General features: G+C 43.7%; 19 protein-coding genes. 15 read left to right on the plus strand and 4 right to left on the minus strand.

The window, feature by feature from the left end; all coding sequences use genetic code 11:
* Nucleotides 1-9 precede the first annotated feature (9 nt).
* The 5 genes from BK820_RS00065 (at nt 10) to BK820_RS00085 (ending at nt 6,848) form a co-directional block, all read left to right on the plus strand.
* Entirely contained in the window at nt 10-486 is a 477-nt protein-coding gene (locus BK820_RS00065) for a YchJ family protein (RefSeq protein WP_071319749.1), read from the plus strand.
* Between the two features lie 61 nt (nt 487-547).
* Nucleotides 548-1,192 carry a trimeric intracellular cation channel family protein gene (locus BK820_RS00070; RefSeq protein ID WP_008305156.1) on the plus strand — a complete coding sequence of 215 codons (645 nt, stop codon included), beginning with the start codon at nt 548-550 and terminating at the stop codon, nt 1,190-1,192.
* 125 nt (nt 1,193-1,317) lie between these two features.
* Entirely contained in the window at nt 1,318-2,637 is a 1,320-nt protein-coding gene (gene niaP, locus BK820_RS00075) for a niacin transporter NiaP (RefSeq protein ID WP_071319750.1), read from the plus strand.
* Nucleotides 2,638-2,802: 165 nt separating this feature from the next.
* A complete protein-coding gene (parC, locus tag BK820_RS00080; protein WP_004896423.1) occupies nt 2,803-5,022 on the plus strand; it encodes a DNA topoisomerase IV subunit A in 2,220 nt (739 codons plus the stop codon).
* 149 nt (nt 5,023-5,171) lie between these two features.
* Entirely contained in the window at nt 5,172-6,848 is a 1,677-nt protein-coding gene (locus BK820_RS00085; protein ID WP_008305159.1) for an AMP-binding protein, read from the plus strand.
* A 51-nt stretch (nt 6,849-6,899) separates the two neighbouring features.
* Here BK820_RS00085 and BK820_RS00090 read toward each other — a convergent pair whose 3' ends face one another.
* Nucleotides 6,900-7,298 carry a hypothetical protein gene (locus BK820_RS00090; RefSeq protein WP_004810189.1) on the minus strand — a complete coding sequence of 133 codons (399 nt, stop codon included), beginning with the start codon at nt 7,296-7,298 and terminating at the stop codon, nt 6,900-6,902.
* Nucleotides 7,299-7,397: 99 nt separating this feature from the next.
* Between BK820_RS00090 and BK820_RS00095 the strand changes: the two genes are divergently transcribed.
* Entirely contained in the window at nt 7,398-7,796 is a 399-nt protein-coding gene (locus BK820_RS00095) for an MAPEG family protein (protein ID WP_004810187.1), read from the plus strand.
* Nucleotides 7,797-7,916: 120 nt separating this feature from the next.
* A complete protein-coding gene (gene ppa / locus BK820_RS00100; protein ID WP_004281037.1) occupies nt 7,917-8,453 on the plus strand; it encodes an inorganic diphosphatase in 537 nt (178 codons plus the stop codon).
* A 99-nt stretch (nt 8,454-8,552) separates the two neighbouring features.
* Here ppa and BK820_RS00105 read toward each other — a convergent pair whose 3' ends face one another.
* Nucleotides 8,553-9,878, minus strand: coding sequence for an OprD family outer membrane porin (locus BK820_RS00105; RefSeq protein WP_004810184.1), 1,326 nt, complete (start codon nt 9,876-9,878; stop codon nt 8,553-8,555).
* A 509-nt stretch (nt 9,879-10,387) separates the two neighbouring features.
* On the opposite strand from BK820_RS00105, the gene BK820_RS00110 reads away from it, so the two are divergent.
* The 3 genes from BK820_RS00110 (at nt 10,388) to BK820_RS00120 (ending at nt 12,260) form a co-directional block, all read left to right on the plus strand.
* On the plus strand, nt 10,388-10,762 hold the full coding sequence (locus BK820_RS00110) for a TorF family putative porin (protein ID WP_071319751.1): 375 nt from the start codon (nt 10,388-10,390) through the stop codon (nt 10,760-10,762).
* Nucleotides 10,746-11,153 carry a hypothetical protein gene (locus BK820_RS00115; RefSeq protein ID WP_228715843.1) on the plus strand — a complete coding sequence of 136 codons (408 nt, stop codon included), beginning with the start codon at nt 10,746-10,748 and terminating at the stop codon, nt 11,151-11,153. The genes BK820_RS00110 and BK820_RS00115 overlap by 17 nt, the downstream gene beginning before the upstream one ends.
* Before the next feature lie 372 nt (nt 11,154-11,525).
* Entirely contained in the window at nt 11,526-12,260 is a 735-nt protein-coding gene (locus BK820_RS00120) for a TorF family putative porin (RefSeq protein ID WP_004810177.1), read from the plus strand.
* Nucleotides 12,261-12,318: 58 nt separating this feature from the next.
* Here BK820_RS00120 and BK820_RS00125 read toward each other — a convergent pair whose 3' ends face one another.
* Nucleotides 12,319-13,806, minus strand: coding sequence for a YifB family Mg chelatase-like AAA ATPase (locus tag BK820_RS00125; protein WP_071319752.1), 1,488 nt, complete (start codon nt 13,804-13,806; stop codon nt 12,319-12,321).
* A gap of 64 nt (nt 13,807-13,870) precedes the next feature.
* Nucleotides 13,871-14,098: an accessory factor UbiK family protein gene (locus BK820_RS00130; RefSeq protein WP_004810171.1), complete on the minus strand. Its 228-nt coding sequence runs from the start codon at nt 14,096-14,098 to the stop codon at nt 13,871-13,873.
* Between the two features lie 276 nt (nt 14,099-14,374).
* On the opposite strand from BK820_RS00130, the gene glnK reads away from it, so the two are divergent.
* The 5 genes from glnK (at nt 14,375) to BK820_RS00155 (ending at nt 19,166) form a co-directional block, all read left to right on the plus strand.
* Nucleotides 14,375-14,713, plus strand: coding sequence for a P-II family nitrogen regulator (gene glnK / locus BK820_RS00135; protein WP_004281042.1), 339 nt, complete (start codon nt 14,375-14,377; stop codon nt 14,711-14,713).
* A gap of 59 nt (nt 14,714-14,772) precedes the next feature.
* Entirely contained in the window at nt 14,773-16,179 is a 1,407-nt protein-coding gene (locus BK820_RS00140) for an ammonium transporter (RefSeq protein WP_071319753.1), read from the plus strand.
* A 139-nt stretch (nt 16,180-16,318) separates the two neighbouring features.
* On the plus strand, nt 16,319-16,786 hold the full coding sequence (gene nrdR, locus BK820_RS00145) for a transcriptional regulator NrdR (RefSeq protein ID WP_004810168.1): 468 nt from the start codon (nt 16,319-16,321) through the stop codon (nt 16,784-16,786).
* A gap of 2 nt (nt 16,787-16,788) precedes the next feature.
* A complete protein-coding gene (ribD, locus tag BK820_RS00150) occupies nt 16,789-17,877 on the plus strand; it encodes a bifunctional diaminohydroxyphosphoribosylaminopyrimidine deaminase/5-amino-6-(5-phosphoribosylamino)uracil reductase RibD (RefSeq protein ID WP_004896403.1) in 1,089 nt (362 codons plus the stop codon).
* Nucleotides 17,874-19,166 (plus strand): DNA adenine methylase, encoded by a 1,293-nt coding sequence (locus BK820_RS00155; RefSeq protein ID WP_071319754.1) that lies wholly within the window; start codon nt 17,874-17,876, stop codon nt 19,164-19,166. The genes ribD and BK820_RS00155 overlap by 4 nt, the downstream gene beginning before the upstream one ends.

Genomic DNA, 19,166 nt, shown 5'->3' on the forward strand with positions numbered 1-19,166 from the left:
AATTCATTTTTGGAACTTACCACTTCAGAAGCATGTCCATGTGGACTGGGCATTTATGAAAGCTGTTGTCAGCCACTGCATCAAGGCAAGCGAACTGCACAGACAGCCGAACAGTTGATGCGTTCACGTTATAGCGCCTTTGCCAAACAGGAAATTAACTATATCCAGCAGACGACCGCATTGGGACAGCAAAGGTTTTTAGATATGCCAGCAATTGCCGAGTGGAGCAGGGCCAATCAATGGCTGAAACTGGAAATCGTACAAACCAATGAAAAATTAGATAAATGTCATGCACTGGTCGATTTCAAGGCACATTTTCATGATGGTACACAGGCACAAATTCATCATGAAGCGTCCCATTTCGTCAAAGTAGAAGGCTGCTGGTATTTTCTCGATCCGACCACAGATCAACAATTTACAATGAAGCAAGCCTGCATTTGCGGTTCAGGGAAAAAATTTAAGCTATGTTGTGCGCAATTTTTGTAACTTTCACATAGATTTGCCTTAGAATAGCCGCCATCTCAAAGCCTCAGGTGGAAGCAGGGCGATGTTGTTGACCGTAATCTATATTATTGCCATTACCGCAGAAGCGATGACCGGTGCTTTATCCGCTGGACGGCGCAGCATGGACTGGTTTGGGGTCGTGATCATTGCCTGTGTTACGGCACTGGGAGGTGGTTCGGTTCGCGATGTGCTGCTTGGTCACTATCCACTAACCTGGGTCAAGCATCCTGAATATCTGGTGCTGACCTGCTGTGCGGCTTTTGTCACCATTCTGATTGCCAAATGGATGCGTCATTTACGTAACATCTTCCTGGTACTAGATGCCTTGGGACTCATCGGTTTTACCATCATCGGTTGCCAGATCGCATTAGAAATGGGACATGGCTTTGTGGTCAGCGCCGTAGCTGGTGTCCTGACGGGTGTCTCCGGCGGTATTCTGCGTGACATTCTGTGTAATGATGTGCCGCTGGTGTTCCGTCGTGAACTATATGCCAGTATTTCCTTCGTTGCGGTAATCTTCTACTGGCTGTGTAGCCACGCAGGTCTGTCGCTTGAGCTGACCATCATTTCTACCTTGATCTTCGGTTTTAGCCTGCGCCTGATCGCCATTTACTTTGGCCTGGAAATGCCGAAATTTATCTATAAAGATGATGATGAACAATCCGCCTCATCTAAGGATGAATCATAAAACACGATTTTCAGATGAGCGAGGCAAAATAGCCTCGTTTCTGTATTCAATCGTAGTATAAAAATAGGATGAACACTTCTGCTTTCCCTGCAGTTTCTCCCGAATCACATATCAGAGATTTATTTATGGACCTAGTTTCCCGGATTCAGCGCTTACCTGTAGGCAGGTTTCACTATATGTTGCTGGTCGTGATTGGTTTAGGCTGGATGTTCGATGCCATGGACACCGGACTGATTTCCTTCATTCTGGCCAAAATGGCAGAAGACTGGCAGATGACCCCTGACCAGAAAAGCTGGGTAGTTTCAATCGGTTTTATCGGGATGGCAATTGGGGCAATCTGTTCTGGCGGTCTGGCAGACCGTTATGGCCGCAAAACCATATTCGCTTTAACGCTGGTGATCTATAGCCTGGCAACCGCGGCTTGTGCCTTTGCACCGAACCTGACCTGGCTACTGGTCTTCCGCTTTATTGTCGGCCTGGGGTTGGGTGGCCAGTTACCGGTTGCGGTAACGCTGGTCAGTGAATATATTCCGGCGCAGGTGCGTGGCCGTTTTATTGTTTTACTGGAAAGTTTCTGGGGATTGGGCTGGCTCTGTGCAGCCTTGATTTCTTATTTTGTGATTCCGAAATTTGACTGGCATACCGCCTTTTTAATCGGTGGTATTCCTGCACTGTATGCAATTGTGATCTGGAGGTTCGTTCCGGAATCGATTCCCTTCCTGATCAACCGTGGCCGTATCGATGAAGCGCATGCCTTGGTGAAAAAAATTGAAGCCAAATGTGGGGTAGAGGTATTGGAAATCTTCCAGGTTCAACCTGTGGCCGAAAAACAGACGATTTCTTTTGCTCAGCTCTGGTCAGGCATATTTGCCCGCCGTACCTTAATGCTGTGGTTGATCTGGTTCGGCATCATCTTCTCTTACTATGGTATTTTCACCTGGTTGCCAAGTCTGTTAGTGAAGGAAGGCTATACCATTGTCCAGTCTTTTGAATATGTACTGATCATGATTCTGGCGCAGTTGCCAGGCTATCTGGTTGCAGCATGGCTGGTAGAAAAACTTGGACGTAAGGTAACACTGGCCGGCTTTATTGGCATGTGTGCCGTATCTGCCTATTTCTTTGGTCAGTCCGGCAGTGTTACCGAAATCGTGATCTGGGGTTGTCTGATGTCCTTCTTTAACCTCGGTGCTTGGGGTGTGCTCTATACCTATACGCCAGAACAGTACCCAACCAATATCCGTGCTTTTGGTTCGGGCTGGGCAGGGGCAATCGGCCGGATTGGTGGTATTGTTGCGCCATTTGCAGTGACCCATCTGATGGTCATGCCGAGCGGCTTCAGCTATGTCTTTACCATGTTTACCGTGGTTCTAATTGCTGTAGCTGTGGTGATCTTGGTACTGGGTGAAGAAACCAAAGGTCGGACTTTAGAATCCTTGAGTCAATAAAGGTGGGGATTTTTTAGTTGCTTAGGGCGTTTAAAGTGGATATTTTTACGCCATAAGACACGATTTGTCGCACTGTGTACTGTACTGCTCTTGTGCAGTCAGGCAGTGCGACTTAGCATAAGAAACATTGATACAAAAACGACATTTTTAGGATTATAGGTTGTTATGACAAGCCTTGCGCATCATGCGACAGAAAACCGTTCCGTAGCAGAATTTACCGAACAGGCCTACCTCAACTACGCCATGTACGTCATCATGGATCGTGCACTGCCACACATCAGTGACGGTCTGAAACCGGTACAGCGCCGTATTGTTTATGCCATGAGTGAGCTGGGGCTCAAGTGGACCAGCAAACCAAAGAAATCTGCACGTACTGTGGGTGATGTACTGGGCAAATACCATCCACATGGCGACTCAGCCTGCTATGAAGCGATGGTGCTGATGGCACAGCCGTTCAGTTACCGTTATCCGTTTATTGAGGGGCAGGGCAACTGGGGTTCACCAGATGATCCAAAGTCTTTCGCGGCGATGCGATATACCGAAGCCAAACTGTCACAATATAGTGAATTATTGCTTTCTGAGTTGGGTCAAGGCACCTGTGACTGGCAGGACAACTTCGACGGTTCGATGAAAGAGCCAGTCAATCTGCCGGCACGCGTACCGAACATCTTGTTGAATGGTACCACGGGTATTGCCGTGGGTATGGCAACCGATATTCCACCACATAACCTGCGTGAAGTGGTCAAAGGTACAATTGCACTGATTCGTAATCCGAACCTGACCGATGTCAAAGTAGCTGAATATATTCCGGGACCGGACTTACCAACCAAAGCAGAAATTATTACTCCACCGGCTGAATTGCTGAAAATGCAAACGACAGGTCGTGGTAGTTACCGTATGCGTGCCGTATATACGGTTGAAAAAAACGAGATCGTGATTACTGAACTGCCCTATCAGGTGTCTGGTTCCAAGATCATTACCCAGATTGCAGACCAGATGCAGGCGAAGAAACTGCCTTTAGTCACAGATGTGCGTGATGAATCCGATCATGAAAATCCGACCCGTCTGGTCATTGTGTTGCGTTCAAATCGTATCGATGCTGAATCGGTAATGAGTCATCTGTTCGCAACCACCGATTTGGAATCCAGCTATCGCGTCAATATGAATATGATTGGTGCAGATGGTCGCCCGCAGGTGAAATCGATCCGTCGTATTTTGCTGGAATGGATTGAAATCCGTAAGACCACCGTGACCCGTCGTCTGCAATTCCATTTGAATAAAATCGAGAAACGCTTACATATTTTGGGTGGCCTGATCATTGCCTACCTGAATATTGATGAAGTGATTCAGATCATCCGTGAAGAAGATCAGCCCAAACCGGTGCTGATGCAACGATTCGGTATTGATGAAATTCAGGCAGAAGCCATTTTAGAACTCAAGTTGCGCCATTTGGCCAAGCTTGAAGAAATGGAAATGCGCCGTGAGCAGGAAGAGTTAGAAGCCAAGGCAGCTGAAATCCGTGAGCAACTGGCCAATCCAGAATCTTTAAAGAATTTGATCATCAATGAACTTAAAGATGATGCCAAGAAATTTGGTGATGATCGCCGTTCTCCAATCGTAGAGCGTGCCGAAGCTGCGGCAATTGATGAAACTGAAATGCTGCCTGCTGATCCGGTGACCGTGGTCTTATCTGAAGCTGGCTGGATCCGCTGTGCCAAAGGCCATGAAGTGGATGCCGAAAACCTGAACTTCCGTGCAGGGGATCAGTACTTGAGTCATGCCCAAGGCAAATCTAATCAGCGTGTTTATGTACTGGATGATACGGGGCGCAGTTATGCCTTGGCCATCAACAGTCTGCCGTCTGCGCGAGGATTAGGTGAACCACTGAGTTCAAAACTTTCTCCTGCAAGTGGCGTCGGCTTTAAACAGGTTCTGGTTGCCGAAGATGAGGCAGAAATCCTGGCAATCAGCAGCAAAGGTTATGGTTTCAAGACCCAAGCCAAGCAGCTGGATACCAATGCCAAGGCGGGCAAGGCATTCCTGACTGTGCCGGAAGGTGCGCAGGCAATGAATCTGCAGCCACTTGAAGACAAAACTCATCTGGCATTGCTCAGCTCTGCAGGTCGTCTATTAATTGTTGATTTGACTGAATTACCTGTGTTGAATAAAGGCAAAGGTAATAAATTGATACAACTTGAAGATAAAGATCAGATTTTGTCCATGACAGCCTTGAGTTTAGATGAAATAATTCAAGTGCTTGCAGGACAACAGCAAATAAAATTAAAAGGGGATGATCTGCAAAAGTACATCGGCAAACGCGGTTCGAAAGGACAGCTTTTACCACGCGGATATCAAAAAGCAAATAAACTGTTGATTCAAAGATAAGACTAGCATCCATCAATCGAAATACGTTATATATGAACAACGATTCGACAAGATGGATGCATTATTGCGCATAAACAAGTTAAAAAATTAGCGCAATATTGAAAAAAACAGTTGAGATTCTAAGGATTATGATTGGAGAGAATGGCATTATGGAAAAGATTTGGTTCGCTGAATACGAGAAAACAGGGATTCCACGCACTGTAGAACTGCCACCAGAAAACACTTCATTAGTTGATATTTTTGAGCGTAATTTCCAGAAGTTTGGCTCACGTGATGCCTTTATCTTTATGGATAAAGTAATGACGTTTAACGAGCTGGAAGAAGCTAGTCGTAAATTTGCAACATATTTACAGAGCTTGGGGCTTGCAAAAGGTACACGCGTGGCAGTGATGATGCCAAACGTGTTGCAATATCCGGTCGTGGCATTGGGCGTATTCCGTGCTGGTCTGGTATTGGTCAATGTAAATCCACTTTATACTTCACGTGAACTTGAACATCAGTTAAATGACTCTGGTACAGAAGTACTGGTGATCATTGAAAACTTCGCTTCTGTATATCAAGCAATTATTGGCAAAACACCAGTGAAGCACGTCGTTGTTGCTTCTGTAGGTGATATGCTGGGTGCACTTAAAGGTACGCTAGTTAATTTTGTGCTACGTTCTGTACGTAAACAGATTCCAGCATGGGATATTCCAGGTCACATCAAGTTCAATGCTGCGCTGAACAAAGTCAGCCCAACGAACTATAAACGTCCTGAACTGACTTTAAGTGATACTGCTGTACTGCAATATACTGGTGGTACGACAGGTGTTTCTAAAGGTGCTGAACTGACACATCGCAACCTGGTTGCAAACATGCTGCAATGTGATGGTATTTTCCAGAGCAAATTCGGTGCACAAGATGGCCAGCCAGATGACCGTATTTTCTGTGCTCTACCGTTGTACCATATCTTTGCATTCATGGTGTGTGCACTGTACGGTATGTACAAAGGTCAAGCCAACGTTCTGATTCCAAATCCGCGTGATCTGCCTGCGGTAATTAAAGAATTACGTAAATACCAGCCGACGTTCTTCCCGGCAGTGAATACTTTATTCAATGCATTGATCAATAATGAAGACTTCAAACAGCTGGATCACAGTCGTCTGAAAATGGCGATGGGTGGTGGTATGGCGGTGCTGCCTTCTACTGCAGAAGCATGGAAGAAAGTTACAGGCACTAACATCATCGAAGGTTATGGTTTATCAGAAACTTCTCCGGTTGCAACTGCAAACCCGCCTGCATCTGAAGAATTTAGCGGCACCATTGGTATTCCATTGCCGTTGACTGAAGTTGCAATTTTAGATGATGATGGCAATGAAGTACCATTGGGCGAGCAGGGCGAGATTTCGATCCGTGGTCCTCAGGTGATGAAGGGTTACTGGAATCGCCAGGATGAAACTGACAAAGTCATGATTAATGGTTACTTCCGTACCGGTGATATCGGTGTGATGAACGATCGTGGTTATGTGAAGATTGTAGATCGTAAAAAAGACATGATTCTGGTATCTGGTTTCAACGTTTATCCTTCAGAGATTGAAGAAATCGTTGCGAAACATCCAAAAGTGCTGGAAGTGGCTGCTATTGGTGTACCAGATGAGAAATCAGGTGAAGTGCCTAAACTGTTCGTGGTGAAAAAAGACCCATCTTTAACAACTGAAGAAGTTCTGGCATTCGCAAAAGAAAATCTGACAGGTTACAAGCGTCCGCGTTATGTAGAATTCCTGGATGAATTGCCAAAATCTAACGTAGGTAAAATCCTGCGTAAAGATCTACGCAAAACAGCTTAAAAGCTGTGTAAAAAAAGCGCCTTTGAGAGGCGCTTTTTTTATGGAATCTTTTCAAAGTTGGGCAGATTTATTCTTTTCCATCCACCAGCGGTCGAAGTAGCGACGACCAACACCTACAATCCCGACGAAGATAAACAGGCTAATGAAGTGACGGTTGAAACCAGGGCGGTAGAACTCGCCATAGCTGAGCACATTATCAATCAGGCAATATACTAAAATAATTGTCAGCCAATGCCACAGGGTATAGCGCTTGATGCCCACTGCATAAAAGGCAATCCATAACATCACAAAGGTGAACAGAGCTGACCAGATATTCATATTGGCAGCGATGACACTGAGTAAAAATGCCACGATCGGCAATACAATTTTCAGGACGCGATCCACTTGCAGCTGATGTTGACGCTGGCGTTCCAGGACATCCAACATTTCTTTTTGATCGGGACTGACCATCGTGAATCCTTATGTGGTTGCTAAAACACCCTATTTAACAAAATTTATTCACGAAATGCCATGCTATGATACAGATAAAATTTTCATGAGAAAAATCAGATGCAGAGCATTAGTGGGATCATTTATCTCATTTTAGCGGCTTGTCTGCTACCTTATGTGTTTACCATGATTGCTAAAAAAGCTGGAGGCTTTAAGGCTAAAGATAACCAGAATCCGCGTGATTTTTTAGAACAGTCTACCGGTGTTGCAAAACGTGCTCATGCTGTTCAGCAGAACAGTTTTGAAAGCTTGCCGCTGTTTATTGCAGCTGTCCTGATGGCTGAATATCTGGTCATGCCGCAAAGTCTGATTATGACTTTTGGTATTGGTTATCTGATTTTCCGGGTGCTGTACGGTATTTGCTATCTGGCAAACTGGGCGACATTGCGTTCCATCATGTGGTTGCTTTCCATGTTATGTCCGATTGCGTTATTGCTACTGATCATCAAATTAATTTAGGTCAGTCCAGTCATCAAGCGCCTGATTGATTGTTCGATATTTTTAAACCGAAAAAAATCTGCAAAAACCGTTATAATTGTCGCGGTTTTTAAAAGATTTAACTTGTTAAAGAGTGATGCTATGAGCTACAGCAATATCCCAGCGGGTAAAGATGCACCAAATGACATCTATGTAATTATTGAAATTCCTGCAAACGCAGCACCAATCAAATACGAAATCGACAAAGATTCTGATGCGCTATTTGTAGACCGTTTCATGGGTACAGCAATGTTCTACCCAGCGAACTATGGTTATGTGCCAAACACTTTATCTCTAGATGGTGACCCTCTAGACGTATTGGTTGTGACGCCACACCCAGTAGAGCCGGGTTCTGTTATTCGCTGCCGTCCTGTGGGCAAACTGAATATGGAAGATGACGGGGGTGTTGATGCGAAGCTAGTTGCAGTTCCACATGATAAATTGACACCGATCTATAAAGATGTTCAAGAATATACTGATCTTCCTCCATTATTGATCAGCCAGATCGAACACTTCTTCCAGCACTACAAAGACTTGGAACCAGGTAAATGGGTTAAGTTAAGTGGTTGGGAAGGTGCAGATGTTGCGAAACAAGAAGTACTAGACTCAATTGCTGCTTATGCAGAAGCAAACAAATAATTGCTTTGCTTTTCCATTTAAGTCTTTAAACTTTTAAAGCTTAAATAAAAAAACCTGCACAATGTGCAGGTTTTTTTGATTTAAAGCATCGTCAGGACATTAGAATAATTTCACCGGGATGTCTAACCAGATACGCCATTCATTTGTTGAGCTGATAGCATTACTTACATAGTTGCCAGAAGCATTATTGTAAGTATCACTTGCGCGCAAGTATGAGTGACGTAAGCGTAAGTTTGCATCTTTGAATGCACCAGATTGAACCGTATATTTCACTTGGTTAAAGAATTCATGTTCTTCAGCTTGGTCGATAATTTGTGCTGGATTATTTATTTCGGCTACATCAATATCCCAACCATAAACGAATGCTGTTGTCCAGTTTAGACCTGGAAGACCATGGTTTTTAAAATTATAGTTGTACTGTAAGCCAACAGATTTTTCATCGTTACCCTTAAAGTCGGATAAGTATGAGTTTGGTACATAAATGCTTTGTAGACCATCTGCGTTGTAAGCATAGTCGTAACCTATGTTGCCCGCATTATCTTGGTATGCAAGCATCAAATTGTGTGCATCTCTGTTATAGCTTGCAGATACACCCCAAATTGAGTTAGTCAATTCTTCAGTTGCACTGCGTGGATCAGTGGTTGCTGCTCCAACTTTCCATTTAGTATTGTAACCCATTGCCTCTAAAGTTACGGTCGCACCATTTGCTGTAGGAAAGCTGTAATTTACATTCCCATAGTGACGATCTAATTTATCTTTAACGTCTACCCCATAATAAGAGGCATTAACTTGGTCGTTAAACTTGTATTTCGCGCCCCAGAAAATAGCACTGTCCAAATTTTGTTGGTCTGAGCTGATATCATTAGACCATTGATTTTTAGTGAATTTACCACCGATTAACGTCAAGTCTTTAATTTCGTTACTTTCAATATAAAGACCAGTGTAGTACTCAGGGGTTAAACGAGCAGTATTACTTGCAATTACTGGAATTTCAGATACTTGCGTACCATATTTAGCCGTTGTGTTTGATACGCGTGCTTTGACATAAGCACCTCCACGTGCCCAATGATCATAGGCATCTTTAGTTCCATCGGCATTATCTTGACTATGCGTTGGGATCATTTGGTTACCAGTATGCCCATTTTTACCGAGTTTAAATGAAGCATCACCAATGATACCTGCACCAAAACCAACAATACCTTTGGTAAAGCCAGAATCTAGATTAATTATTGCTGTTTGAGCTGCAGAGCTTGTATCATCAACACCATTTTTTTTATCACGGCTTAAGTAACCCGTACGGAATAGAACTGTGCCTTCAGCATCTTCTACAAAGCCTTTTGCTTCACTTTGTTCGCTTGCATAAGCTGTAGAGATCAGAGCAGCTTGTACCAACACTGCTAATGTAAGTTTCTTTGCGTTTAACATGGGGAGAGAGCCTCATATATGTTTTTTTGTACTGCATCTGCTTAAAGCACACGCAGAAATTAACCAAATTGTATAATTAATCTGATAAAAAATATCGTTTTTATGACATTCTTTAAACTAAAGTTGAGTTTTTTTAACCTATTATTCACAATCACGCTATAGTTTTTAGTATTATTTTTTCCCATAAGGTAAAATTAATATTGAAAACAATAAGATAAAAATAAAGTTTTTATAATGTAATATTTTTAATAATGAAGGGCATGTTTCAGAGCTCATATTGATTTTTTTTAATTTGATGTTATGTAAGGTTAAAACTGATTAAAAGATTCTATAAGCTGTTTTGTCCACTTTAACAATACTTTAAATTTTTCCTTTATACTGCAATTCACTATTTAGACTAGTTCACAGTCATCCATTTTCATTTTTAAACCTTTTGGTAAAAATTTATTATTCACGTTTTTCATATTCTTAACCCCCCGTTTATTCAAACCTGGTAAATGAGGGCATGTATGTCTCAACTGCCGAAACTCGGTTTGCTTGTGCTGCTTGTTACCATGACTTCAGATGCTTTTGTTGAAGATACCCAAAATCTATCTAAGGGTGAACTTAGCGCAACTATTGGTACGGTGAACAAATATATTTACCGTGGTGGTGAGGAAAATGATGATCCATCGGTACAGTTTGGACTGGAATATACATATAACAGCGGGATATTCCTGGGCTATTGGGGCTCAACCTTAAATTATGATTCTTCTGATGCAAACCAGGATCATGGTTTTGAACATGACTTTTATATTGGTTATGGCCGAGTGCTGAATGAGAACTGGAGCTACAAGTCTCAGATCGTATCTTATTACTATCAAAAGGGTGGGGACAGTTTATAGCGAAGATGGCCCAGATCAGCGTCGTACTACTAGCTTTGAGATACTGAATGATGTGTTTTATAAAGACCTGACCTTAGGTCTCGGTGTCATGCTGGCAGATGTTAACTATGCAAATGCAGGAGATGTTTATCTCAGTGCAGCTTATAGCTATCTACTGCCGAAAGACTTTAGCCTGAATACGTCAGTAGGTGCTTCCCTGTATAACGCTAGCGGTGATGATCAACTGATTCAGATCACAGAAAGCTTTAGTTTTAATGAAGCACGGACTGGACTAAGTAAAACAGTCGCAAAACGAATTGATTTAAGCCCGGACTATGTCTATGGCGGCAAAGGTCGTGATGACATAGATTTCGATAATCATGGTGTCGTAGGTGCAAACTTTAATTTCTAGGTTTTGCTGAAATAGTGATTGCAAGGTAGGTCATATTGATTAAATATTATGCACCTTTTTTATGCATAAAAATTTATCTATATAAAATATAGCTTCAAAAAGTAGCAAGTTGTAAGCGAATATTTAGACATACAGTGGAATAGCGCAAGTACTTTATTTTTCAGTTTTTTCTTGATTTTATCTTTTAACCTAAAACAATTTAAATTTTAATTTTTAATATATATGATTAAAATCAAATATTTATATAAACAAAAAAACTTTTATAGCTAATTTGGATTTTCCTTTTTATGGGTTGGCATAGCTATTGCAAAGCCTAGGTTGAGTTTAAAAACACAACTAAAAACGTCTGCGGACGGTTGGGGGAATCTAACAATGAAATTCACTTTAAAAGCTTTAGCAGTTGCAGCAGTAGCTTCAGCATCCAGTTTTACTTTTGCAGATGAGCCTACATCTCCGCACTCAGTATCTGGCAATATCGGTGTATTATCGAGCTATAACCTGCGTGGTATTACCAACGTGCCTGAAAATAGCGGAGCAACCTTGCAAGGTGGACTGGATTATAACCATGCCTCTGGTTTCTATGCAGGCTGGTGGGGATCTACCCTGGATTATTCTTTGGCTGAGGAAGGACGTGATGCTTTTGAAAATAACTTCTATCTAGGCTATAGCCATGCAGTAAATGATGACTTAGGTTTAACCATCGGTACGACTTACTATTATTATTATGAATCTGATGTGGAATCCAATGGTTTTGAGCTGTTATTGGGTATGAGCTATAAGGATTTAGGTGTTACGGCACAAACCCTTCTTGAAGATACGACTTGGGGGAATGCGGGGGATACTTATATTAAAGGTACTTATAGCTACGCCTTGCCGAATGATTTCAGTCTAGATACCGCTCTGGGTTTATATGCTTATGAAAAATCAGGTGACTTTATTGAAGGAACGACTGAAAGTTTTGGCTTCCGCCATTTTGACATCGGTCTAAGTAAACCACTGGGTGATACAGGTGTCACTGCCAGCATGAACTACATCATTGGTGGTTATGACCGTTTTGATGAAAAACAAAAGAATAAAGTGGTATTCGGGCTTGGTTATAGCTTCTAATCTCTTATAGAAAAAAGGCGACAAATGTCGCCTTTTTTTATTTTTATTGTCCAATCGTTTAGCTTTGCTGACCTCGATAAGATAAAGCTTCCGATAAATGCTGAGGCTGAATTTCTGAATTCTCAGCTAAATCAGCTATGCTTCGTGCTACTCGTAATACTCGATGATAAGCACGGGCAGATAAATTTAACTTTTGTTGGGCAAGTTCAAACATTTTACTGGTCTGAGCATTTAGTGGCGCAAATTGCTCTAATTCTTTTGGGTTTAATGCCATATTCAGCTTGTTCTGTCTTTGCATTTGCAGTTCGTAGGCAGTTATCACACGCTCCCTAACGGTTGCAGAATCTTCTACCGGTTGTGTAGATTGTAATTCATGAGCTTGCAGAGGTGGTACATCGATATGCAGGTCAATCCGATCCAGTAATGGCCCAGAAATCCGGTTCTGATAACGCTTGATCATTTCTGGAGAACACTGGCAGCGAATATCCTGATTGAAAGCATAACCACAAGGGCAGGGATTCATCGCTGCAACCAGCTGAAAGTTGGCTGGGAAAGTAATTTGTCGAGAGGCACGCGAAATTACAATTTCCTTAGATTCCAAAGGTTGACGTAGTACTTCAAGAACTTTCCTGTCAAATTCCGGCAGTTCGTCGAGAAATAACACACCTAGATGTGCCAGCGTAATTTCACCTGGTTTAGGATGCGATCCTCCACCGACCAGGGCAACTGCAGACGCGGTATGATGTGGCGCGCGGAAAGGACGCTGTCCAAAAGTATGACTATTATTGGCAATAGAATAAATACTGGCGACTTCAAGATTTTCTTTAGTATTGAGAGGCGGCAAGATACTGGCTAGCCGCGAAGCCAGTAAAGTTTTACCGGTTCTAGGAGGTCCTCTAAATAATAAAGAATGTCCACCTGCAGCAGCAATTTCCAAAGCCCGTCTTGGGCGCAGCTGGCCTTTGACATCGGCTAAATCAAAGCGAGAATCTGAGTGATTTACCTGTGGCCGGGCTTGCATCTGGGCTAAAGGTGCGAGTCTATTTAAATGATCACAAACTTCTTTTAGATGAGCAGCGGCAAATACCCGAAAATCAGGTAACTGACAGGCTTCCTGAGCATTTTCTTTAGGTAGAATCAGTTCATGCTGCGATTGTTGACAGGCAATCGCAATACTAAGCGTACCAGTGATGGGGCGGAGTTGACCATCTAAAGCAAGTTCACCGATGAATTCCATTCCATCAGTACAGTTTTCAGGTAATTGCCCCGATGCCATCAGAATCCCTAAAGCAATTGGCAGATCTAAACGTGAACCGTCTTTGGGCAGGTCAGCAGGAGCTAGGTTAATAGTTAAGCGTTTGGTCGGGAACTGGTAGCCACTATTCAAAATAGCAGAACGAACCCGATCCTTACTTTCCCGAACCGCCGCTTCGGGCAGTCCAACAATAGTTAAGGAGGGCATGCCCTGACTGACATGAACTTCAACTTCTATTAAAGGGGCATGCAGTCCCAGCAATCCCCGGGTATGGATTTTAGCAAAAGACATTTATTGTTCCATTTTGGTGCGTTATTATTGTTCATTATTTGTCTTTTATGCACCTCACTGGTGCTTATTTTTTGTTCGATATCTTTTCTTCAAGTGATTCAACTTGTTTGAGCAACTCATTTAAACGCTGATTGGCCTGATTTAAGGCTGTACGCTGACGTTCAATTTCCTCTTTTGAAACCAGATCCATTTTACTTACTGCTTCGTTTAATAAAGCCCGAAGATTATGTTCCAGATCTTTTTTTGGTTCTTCGATTTGCTGCAAGATTGCTTGTAATAAAGTTTCAATCATTGTGTGGTCCATAGAGATGGAAATAAGCGCACAGTTTAACACCGCAGGAATCAAGACTATAGTATTTCAGACAAAATATGGGATTAATCGATAATTATTATCATAAAAGACCACATAAAAATGACTAAAATTTGAAGATTCAAAAGATTTATAAGTATAAAATAATGTTCAGGGAAACCGCATGTCGAGCTTTCTAATTTCCCCCGACCTTAGAAATCTTGGCATGAAATTTGAACATAAAACCTTACTGGTGAAATAAGCCGAAGGAAAACAAACATGAAGCTCGTAACTGCAATTGTAAAACCTTTCAAATTAGACGATGTGCGTGAAGCATTGTCTGAAATTGGCGTTCAAGGCATCACTGTGACTGAAGTCAAAGGCTTCGGTCGTCAAAAAGGCCATACTGAACTTTATCGTGGCGCTGAATACGTTGTTGATTTCTTACCAAAAGTCAAAATTGAAATCGCGATCAGCGACGAAATGGTTGACGCGGTAATCGAGTCAATTACGCGTGTAGCAAGCACAGGCAAAATTGGTGACGGAAAAATTTTCGTAACAAATCTGGAACAGGTCATCCGTATTCGTACAGGTGAAACAGGTGCAGACGCTGTTTAATTTGGCACAAAGTTTGCTGAGTAGCGAATAACTCACAAAAACTTGGTTGGGGGATACGAATGAAAAAAATACTACTCGCGTTGGGTCTGTCCAGCGCACTTTTGGGCGGTTCTGTTGCCTGGGCTGAAGAAGCCGCATCAGCAGCCGTTCCTACCGAGGAAGTTGCTTTAGTTGATGCAACTGCAACTCCAGATATTACAGAAGTTACTGCTGTGGAAGCAGTAGAAACAGCGCCGGTTGAAGAAGCGGCAGCTGCAGAAGAAGCCACACTCGATACAGGTGACTCTGCCTGGATTTTAACGTCAACAGCCCTAGTTCTACTCATGACCATTCCAGGTTTAGCCCTGTTCTATGGTGGTATGGTACGTAAGAAAAACGTACTGAGTACTATGGCACATAGCTTTGTAGCAGCCGCAGTAGTCAGTATTGTCTGGGTCGTGATTGGTTATACCCTGGCATTCGGTGAAGGGAATGCCTTTATTGGTAGCCTAGATAAATTTATGCTGTCCGGTATTACGACTGAAGCGCTGTCAGGTACCATTCCTGAAATCCTGTTCGTCATTTTCCAAATGACTTTTGCGATTATTACGGTTGCCATCATTAGCGGTTCTATTGCTGAACGTATGAAGTTTGGTGCTTTCATCGCATTCATCACACTTTGGGTGATTCTGGTTTATGCGCCAATTACTCACTGGGTATGGGGCGGCGGCTGGTTAGGCAGTGACGGTGCACTGGACTTCGCTGGTGGTACAGTCGTACACATTAACTCGGGTGTTGCAGGTCTGGTTGCAGCTTACATGCTGGGTTCGCGTATGGGGCTAGGACGCGAATCTATGGCACCACACAATCTGACACTTACTGTAGTCGGTGCAAGCTTACTATGGGTGGGCTGGTTCGGTTTCAACGGTGGTTCAGCATTGGGTGCAAACGGTTCAGCAGGTTATGCACTCGTGGTTACACAAGTGGCAGCTGCAGCAGCAACAATCTCTTGGTTAATTACTGAAAAAATTGCACGTGGTAAAGCATCTGTATTAGGTGGGGCATCGGGTGCGGTTGCAGGTCTGGTGGTAATTACTCCAGCAGCTGGTTTTGTGACTGTAGGTGGTGCCTTAGCGATGGGTCTCATCGGTGGTGTAGTATGTTTCTGGGGTATTACTGCACTGAAACGTATGCTTAAGGCTGATGACTCTCTAGATGCTTTTGGTCTGCATGGCGTAGGTGGTATTGTCGGTGCGATTCTGACTGCATTCTTTGCCAGCGAATTTATCATGGGCGACGGTGCACCAACCAATGTAATGCATCAATTATGGGTACAAATTGAAGGGGTACTGGCAACAATCGCTTACTCTGCAATCTTGACCTTTATTATCCTGAAAGTGATCGATCTGATCATTGGTATCCGTGTTTCTTCTGATGATGAACGCATGGGTCTGGACTTGAGCCAACACGGCGAACGTGTCGAATAATCTGCTAAAACAATAATCAATATATTGTGTGAAACAGCCCGTCAGGGCTGTTTTTTTTCTATATATTGCGTAAAGCTCTACAAACTTCAGAATTTTTGCTACACTCGGAAATCATCAGGATTTGTTCAATTAAACCGCTATGCATTGCCCATTTTGCAATACACCAGACAGTAAAGTGATCGATTCACGCCTGGCCGCTGAAGGTTGCCAGATTCGCCGTCGTCGTGAATGTGTCAGTTGTAATGAACGCTTTACCACCTTTGAAAGTTATGAAGTGGTAATGCCGCGGGTCATCAAGTCTGATGGCAAGAATGAACCCTTTGATGAAGCCAAATTACGCCGTTCTCTTATGCATGCCTTGCAAAAACGTCCTGTGACACAAGAACAGATTGAAACGGTGCTTAGCGATATCCAATTGCAGATTCGCCGTCTCGGTGAACGTGATGTCAAGTCACGCACTATTGGTGAAATCGTGATGCAGTCTTTGTTTGCCCTCGATCATGTTGCTTATGTACGTTTTGCTTCGGTGTATCAGGACTTTCAGGATGTCGAAGCCTTTCGTCGTCAGATCGAACAGATGCAGCAACGCGGCGAATTACAAGAATAAGCATGATTGAAATAACTCAAGATCAAATCTGGATGCGCCGTGCCATCGAACTGGCACGTCAGGGCCAGTATTCCACCAAACCGAATCCAAACGTTGGCTGTGTCATACTTAAAGATGGCGTAGTAGTGGGCGAAGGTTTTCATCCCAAAGCGGGTCAACCACATGCTGAAGTCTTTGCAATGCGTCAGGCCGGTGAGCAGGCCCATGGTGCAACCGCTTATGTGACTTTGGAACCCTGTGCGCATTATGGGCGGACCCCGCCTTGTGCCAAAGGTCTGGTTGAAGCTGGCGTAGCTAAAGTCGTCGTGGCTTGTCCTGATCCAAATCCACTGGTCGCCGGAAAAGGTGTACAGATCCTGAAAGATGCTGGTATCGACGTTGAAGTGGGCATCTGTGAAGATGAAGCACATCCACTCAATTATGGTTTTCTGAAAGCCATGGCGACTGGGATGCCTTATGTGCGTGTGAAAATTGCATCGAGTTTAGATGGTCGTACAGCCATGGCTTCGGGTGAATCGAAATGGATTACCGGTATAGAGGCTCGACAGGACGTCCAGCACTGGCGTGCGATTTCTGGTGGGGTGATTACCGGGATTGAAACGGTATTGGCCGATGATTGCCAGCTCAATGTCCGTAGCCTGAAAGGCGTTGATGACATCAGCAGGATTGTTCAGCCAAAACGGATTATTCTGGATCGCCAAGGTCGTTTGCCACTCACTGCCAAGATTTTGGAACAACCAGAAACGGTGATGGTGATGGGACCTTATCGTCAGGAACTGGCGGATCTCGGTGTGATCCAGCTTGAGATTCAGCCTTTAAAAGAATTATTACAGTACCTGGTTCAGCAGCATCAGATTTATGACGTGCTGGTGGAAGCAGGAGCGACTTTATCTAGCGCATTTTTACAGGAAAAACTGGTGGATGAACTCATCAGTTATGTTGCACCGACTCTATTGGGGCAAACTGCGCGTAGTATGTTTAATGCAGAATTCAGCCAAATGGCAGAACAACTTCGATTCAAATTGCAGGACGTGACCCGTTTGGGTGATGACGTGCGCTTCAGGTTAATTCCTTCTCAAGAGACACTATGAATTCAGAGTCTACGGTTTACCACAAACGTCGCCATGCGGCACGTACCACAGATGAATATCTTTTCCATCAGCTGGTTCCTTATCTGGGGAACAAACGCCGTTTACTACACTTAATTCTGGAAGCACTTGAGAGCACGGGAACCCTAAAACGTGAAGATGGCCGTGCGCCGATTTTTGCCGATTTTTTTGCAGGTTCGGGGGTGGTTTCACGTCTGGCCCGTCAGAATGGCTATCGGGTGATTGCCAATGACTGGGAACCGTATAGTCATGCACTCAATCATGCAGTTTTAGCTTGTACCGAAGCACCTGCCTTTAAAGAGCTCGGTGGCTATCAAAAAGCGATTGATTATCTGAACCGTTTACCAGAAGTCAAAGGCTGGGTGACACATAACCTGTGTCCACGCAATGATGAAATTTATGATCCGACCCGTGACCGTTTATTCTTCAAACGCCGTAATGGTATGCGTATTGATGCGATACGCCAGCAGATTGCCACCTGGCAAGCCCAAGGCGCAATTGATGATGTGGAAATGAGTGCTTTATTGGCGCCACTTCTATATTCAGCCAGCTTCGTCAGCAATACTTCAGGCGTATTTAAGAGCTTCCATCATGGCTGGGGCGGTAAAACCCAGACCGCGCTGGAACGCATTGAATCGCTGCTTTGGTTAACACCAAGCCGTTTCTGTGAGGATAACAAGCATAAAGGTCCTGCAGCTGAAATGTGGTGTGTCGATGCCCAACATCTGGCGAATCAGATGAATGGCTTTGAAGTGGATGTTGCTTATCTCGATCCACCATATAACCAGCATGCCTATAGCAGTAATTACCATGTGTTGAATGCTTTAACCCTCTGGGATCAGGTTGATCTGCCGACACCCGATACCAAAGGCTTTAAGAGCGGGATTGACCGTGCTTGGCGTAAAGAGCGTCCAAGTCAGTACAACTCGTCCAAGCATGCCAAGGAAGCCTATGAAACCTTGTTGGCAACCATCAACGCACGTTTTATTCTGACCAGTTATTCAACCGATGGTAATATCAGTGCGACAGATCTGTTGCAGGCCAATCTGAAACGTGGTCGTGTGACCTTGCTAACTCAAGATGTGCCACGTTACCGTGTCAGCAAGCAGCGCCAGTCTGAACGTGCACGTGTACTGGAATTTATTGTGATTACCGACACGCATGCCAAGTCTGGGCCACCGATCCGTCAATTGTTAGGTCAGTTACACCATTATGCAGAACTGGGTGGTGTCGATACGACCAGTGTGAGTACGCAGCTAGCTCTCTGGTAA

Source organism: Acinetobacter sp. LCT-H3, from assembly GCF_001866125.1.
In the GTDB taxonomy this organism is placed as follows: Bacteria; Pseudomonadota; Gammaproteobacteria; order Pseudomonadales; family Moraxellaceae; genus Acinetobacter; species Acinetobacter schindleri.